We start from the raw sequence: 5,391 nt of genomic DNA on the forward strand, positions 1-5,391 counted from the left end.
TCGTTCTGGACCAAGATGCGCAAGAACCTCGGCTCCAAGGGCCGCGAGATCAGCGACACCGACCGCACCGAGATCGTGAAGTTGTACACCGACTTCACCGACGCCGACCCGGACTACTCCAAGTTGCTGCGCAACGACGAGTTCGGCTACTGGACCACCACCGTCGAGCGCCCCCTCTTCGACGAGTCCGGCAACCCCGTCGTCGACCGCAAAGGCCAGCCCAAGCCGGACCCGAAGAAGCGCGACACCGAGAACGTCCCCTTCACCTACCGCGGCTCGACCGCCGGCGCCGCGGGCAAGGTCGAGGTCATCCAGGCATACTTCGACGCCGAGGTGAAGCCGCACGTCCCCGACTCCTGGATCGACTGGGCCAAGGTCAAGACCGGCTACGAGATCCCCTTCACCCGCCACTTCTACAAGTACGTCCCACCCCGCCCCCTCGCCGAGATCGACGCCGACCTGGAGAAGCAAGTCGCCAAGATCCTCGAAATACTGCGGGAGGTCGAGGCATGACCTCAGCCGCAGAGGGGTGGATCGATGTCCTGCCCAAAGGCTGGTATCTCGTTCCAGCGAAGGCTGCGTTTACGGAGCGTCGCGAACCGAACTGGCCCGATGATGTGCATCTCACGCCGTCTCAGATCCATGGCGTGTTGCCTCAGGCTGAGTACATGGCGAAGACAGGCAACTCTGTTGTCCAGAACATTCAGGGTCAGGACAACATGAAGCACGTCGAGCCGGATGACTTCATCATCCATCTCCGCTCGTTCCAGGGTGGGATAGAGAGATCCAAGTACTCAGGCAAAGTGAGCACGGCATACACAGTGCTGAAGCCGAGCGACCGTGTGGTTCCCAGCTACTTTCGATGGCTGCTGAAGTCCAACGGATACATCCAGGAGCTGCGTACAACTACGAACCAGCTTCGTGATGGACAGTCCATCAAGTTCGCCGACTTCGCCAAAGTTCAGTTGCCCTGTCCGCCGCGCTCGAAGCAGCGTGCCATCGCCGATTACCTCGACCGCGAGACGGCCCGCATCGACACGCTCATCGAGGAGCAGCAGCGCCTGATCGAGATGCTCCGCGAGCGCCGCCGTGTGCTGGTGACCCGCGCCGTATGCTTCGGGGTGGACGAGGACGTCGAACTCCGCGACAGTGGTGACTCTGTGGTCGGCCTGGTCCCGCGCCATTGGACCGTCAAGGCCGTCCGGCACTGGATGGAGAGCCTCGACGGGCAGCGCATCCCGCTGAGCGGCGAGGAGCGTGCCGACCGTCGCGGTGGCTTCGACTACTACGGAGCATCCGGGGTGATCGATCAGGTCGACGGCTACTTGTTCGATGAACCGCTCGTGTTGGTCTCTGAGGATGGAGCCAATCTCCTGATGCGCTCCACGCCGATAGCCTTTGCTGCCAAGGGGCGCTACTGGGTGAACAACCACGCCCACGTCCTTCGCCCTCTGGGCGATGGCGACGTCGACTTCTGGGCCCAGAGACTAGAGGCGCTCGACGTCACCACCGTCGTTTCTGGGGCGACGCAGCCCAAGTTGACCGCTGGAGCCCTGATGGGACTCCGGGTTTCTGCACCCGATGGTGTCGACGAGCAGCGACGGATCGCTGCGTATCTGGCTGAGCAGACCTCAAAGATTGACGTGCTGATCGCAGAGTCGGAGCTGTTCGTTGAACTATCGCGTGAGCGGCGTACCGCGCTGATCTCAGCGGCGGTGACTGGGCAGATCGACGTGCGGGAGGCGGCGTGATGGCCGATCACAACGAGGTCGTCTTCGAGTCCGAGATCTGCGCGTACCTGGATTCCCACGGATGGCTCTACTCGGCGAACGACACCGGCTACGACCGGGAGCGGGCGCTGTTCCCCGAGGACCTGTTCGCCTGGCTTAAGGAGACCCAGCAGGCGGCGTACGAGAAGGCTTCGAAGGCCGCGGGGTCGGAGGCGAAGTTCCTCGACGTGCTGACCACGGCGCTCGACAAGCCTCTCGAACATGGTGGCGGGACGCTGAACATCCTGCGCAACGGGGTGCAGTACATCGGCGGCGGCCGGTTGAAGATGGCGCAGTTCCGCCCCGAGACCAGCCTGAACGCGACCACCAACGAGCAGTACGCGGCGATGCGGGTGCGGGTGATGCGGCAGGTACATTTCTCCACTGCCGACCAGCGCAGCATCGACCTGGTCTTTTTCGTCAACGGGCTCCCGGTCGCCACCGTGGAGCTGAAGACCGACTTCACCCAGTCGCTCGATGAGGCGATCAACCAGTACCGCAAGGCACGGCATCCGCTGACCAACGGGCGGCCGGAGCCGCTGCTGTCGTTCGGGCACCGGGCGCTGGTGCACTTCGCGGTCTCCAACGACCTGGCCGCGATGACCACCAGGCTCGAGGGCGAGAAGACGCACTTCCTGCCGTTCAACATGGGGTACAAGGGCGGCGCGGGGAACCCGCCGGCTGAGGGCGGGCGGTCGGCTACGGCGTACCTGTGGGAGCGGGTCTGGGAGAAGGACGCCTGGCTGGGCATCATCGGCCGGCTGATGATCGTGGAGACCAAGGAGGAGTGGGATGTCGCGACCGGGACGTCGGTGCGGCGTACGAGCATGCTCTTCCCTCGGTTCCACCAGTGGGAGGCCGTGACGAACGTCGTGGCCGCTGTGCGCCACGAGGGGGTAGGGCGTCGCTACCTGATCGAGCACTCGGCCGGGTCAGGGAAGACGAACACCATCGCCTGGACCGCGCACCGACTCGCGCGGCTGCACGTGAACGACGAAAAGGTCTTCGACTCGGTGATCGTGGTCGTAGACCGCACCGTGCTCGACGGACAGCTCCAGGAGGCGATCCGGCAGATCGACGGGTCGGGGAAGATCGTTGCCACGATCAGCCCAGAGGACGTCCGCAAAGCGGGGGCAAAGTCGAAATCCGGGCTTCTGGCAACCGCGTTGAAGAACGGGGAGCTGATCATCGCGGTGACGGTGCAGACCTTCCCATTCGCCCTCGACGAGATCCGCGCCGACTCGTCATTGAAGGGGCGGCGGTTCGCAGTGATCGCCGACGAGGCGCACTCCTCGCAGTCCGGCCAGATCTCCTCCAAGCTCAAGGCTGTGCTGACCACAGAGGAGGTCAAGGAGATCGAGGAGAGCGGTGAGGTCGACGTCGAGGCGATCCTGGCCTCGGAGATGACCGAGCGGGCCGAGTCGGAGAACATCTCCTACCTCGCGTTCACGGCCACGCCGAAGAACAAGACCCTGGAGCTCTTCGGCCGTAAGGGTCCTGACGGGAAGCCGGTCGAGTTCCACCTCTACTCAATGCGGCAGGCGATCGAGGAGAGCTACATCCTTGACGTGCTCAACGGCTACCAGACCTACGACACCGCGCTAAAGATCGCCGGCAAGGCCGAGAGCGGCGACGGTGGCGAGGTGGACGAGGCCGCGGCGCGTAAGGGGCTGATGCGGTGGGTGAAACTGCACCCGACCAACATCAGCCAGAAGGTGCAGATCATCGTTGAGCACTTCCACGCCAACGTCGCCCACCTGCTTGAGGGCAAGGCGAAGGCGATGGTCGTGACCGACTCGCGCAAGGCCGCGGTGAAATACAAGAAGGCGATCGACGCCTACATCACCAAGAGGGCCGCCATGGACGCCTCCTACCACTACCGGACCCTGGTCGCCTTCTCCGGCTCGGTGACGATGACCGAGGACGAGAAGTGGGCTTCGGACTGGGGGCCGCAGCCGAACAAGGACGACGAGTTCACCGAGGCCAACCTGAACCCCGGCGCCGGCTCGGACCTGGCCGCCGCCTTCAAGGGCACGACGTACAAGATCATGCTGGTCGCCAACAAGTTCCAGACAGGGTTCGATCAGCCGCTGCTCTCCGCGATGTACGTCGACAAGAAGCTCTCCGGGGTCACGGCCGTGCAGACGCTCTCCCGGCTCAACCGCACCCATCGCACTGCGAGCGGGGAGCAGAAGCGCAAGACGTTCGTCATCGACTTCGTGAACAAACCCGAGGACATCCGGGCTGCGTTTGAGCCGTACTTCACCAATGCCACCCTGGAGACCGAGACCGACCCGTACGTCGTCGTCCACCTCGCCACCAAGCTCGCCCAAACCGGGATCTACACGCCAGAGCAGGTGCGCGAGGTCGCCGAACTGTGGGTCACCCGGAAGGGCAACAACGCACTCTCGGCCGCCATCAGCCCGGCAAAGAACGACTTCGCCCGCCGCTACGCGGCGGCGATCGAGGCCGACGACAAAGTCACCCTCAACACCCTCGACCTGTTCCGCAAGGACGTCTCCACCTACGTCCGGCTCTACGACTTCATGAGCCAGATCGTCGACTACGGAGACCCGTACATGGAGATGTTGTCGATCTTCCTGCGGCTCCTAGAAAAAGTCATCGCAGACTCCTCCTGGGCCGCGGAGGTCGACCTCTCCGACGTGGTCTTGATCGGGGTCAAGCACAACAAAGGGACCGCGGTCGACATCTCGCTGACCGGTGACGGTGAGCTCAAGGGCATCAACGCCGCAGGCACCGGCACCCGGAAAGAGCCGAAGTATGTTGCACTACAGGTCGTTATCGACAAGATGAACGACCTCTTCGGCGCCGAGTCGTTCACTGAGTCGCAAATCCGTGAGTTCGTGCAGGGACTGGTGCAGCGGCTGCTCGCCTACCCGGACCTGGTCAACCAGACCAAGGTGAACTCGAAGAAGCAGTTCATGGAATCGCAGGACTTCCAAGCGGCGGTCACTGAGGCGGTCGCCGACAACCAGGAGGCCCACAACACCATGGCCGACTACTTCTTCAGCGACGGCTCTGGCATCAGCGCTGTCATCATGGCGCTCGCGGACGCCTTCTACGAGGCAGCGATCGATCAGCGGGCGGACGTGTGAGCAGCCCGGCAGCGGGACCGTGGGCACAGGTTGAACAGCTACAACGACCGCAACACCATCATCGGCGAACGCGGTTCGACCGCTCTTCGCCACGGAGAAGGTGTTGATCTGCTCGGCGGCGACGATACAGCACGGGCGAGGCAAGAGAGTGACACACATCACTCAAAAACGAATTAGCGGAACAGATCCGGCGGGCGAGTAGCCTAATTGCCATGAGCACGATTCCGGCATTTCAGGCGCACAGCACGGCGGCATCCGCCATGCTGTGCCCTGATTTCTCGCGCCAGATTCGTGAAGCCCAACAGGCTATGACCGCCCCAGCCGTTCGCTCGGCCCAGGAAATCCTGGACCGGAACCTGTTTCAGCCGATCCGCGAGACCGCCAGCGCAGTGCTGCAGACCCAGGAGATCCTGGACCGGAACCTGTTTCAGCCGATGCGCGAGACCGCTAGTGCAGTGCTGCGGGCCCACGAATCTGTCGACGGAGCGCTTTCGCAGCTTCGTCTT

At 63.4% G+C, this 5,391-nt stretch carries 3 protein-coding genes and 1 pseudogene; all 4 read left to right on the plus strand.

The window, feature by feature from the left end:
* A pseudogene (locus WAW17_RS01455) lies at positions 1-513 on the plus strand (SAM-dependent DNA methyltransferase); the annotation flags it as partial.
* Entirely contained in the window at positions 510-1,751 is a 1,242-nt protein-coding gene (locus tag WAW17_RS01460) for a restriction endonuclease subunit S (RefSeq protein ID WP_422331254.1), read from the plus strand. The pseudogene WAW17_RS01455 and the gene WAW17_RS01460, both read left to right, overlap by 4 nt.
* Positions 1,751-4,885, plus strand: a complete 3,135-nt coding sequence (locus tag WAW17_RS01465; protein ID WP_422331255.1) for a type I restriction endonuclease subunit R — start codon at positions 1,751-1,753, stop codon at positions 4,883-4,885. The genes WAW17_RS01460 and WAW17_RS01465 overlap by 1 nt, the downstream gene beginning before the upstream one ends.
* A gap of 212 nt (positions 4,886-5,097) precedes the next feature.
* The coding region (locus WAW17_RS01470; protein ID WP_422331256.1) for a hypothetical protein at positions 5,098-5,391 on the plus strand (294 nt) is incomplete at its 3' end.

The sequence above is a fragment of the Rhodococcus sp. (in: high G+C Gram-positive bacteria) genome, from assembly GCF_049286785.1.
In the GTDB taxonomy this organism is placed as follows: domain Bacteria; phylum Actinomycetota; class Actinomycetes; order Mycobacteriales; family Mycobacteriaceae; genus Rhodococcus_F.

Coding starts and splice junctions, on each gene's coding strand:
- WAW17_RS01460 (WP_422331254.1), top strand. CDS start 510: ATGACCTCAGCCGCAGAGGGGTGGATCGATGTCCTGCCCAAAGGCTGG.
- WAW17_RS01465 (WP_422331255.1), top strand. CDS start 1,751: ATGGCCGATCACAACGAGGTCGTCTTCGAGTCCGAGATCTGCGCGTAC.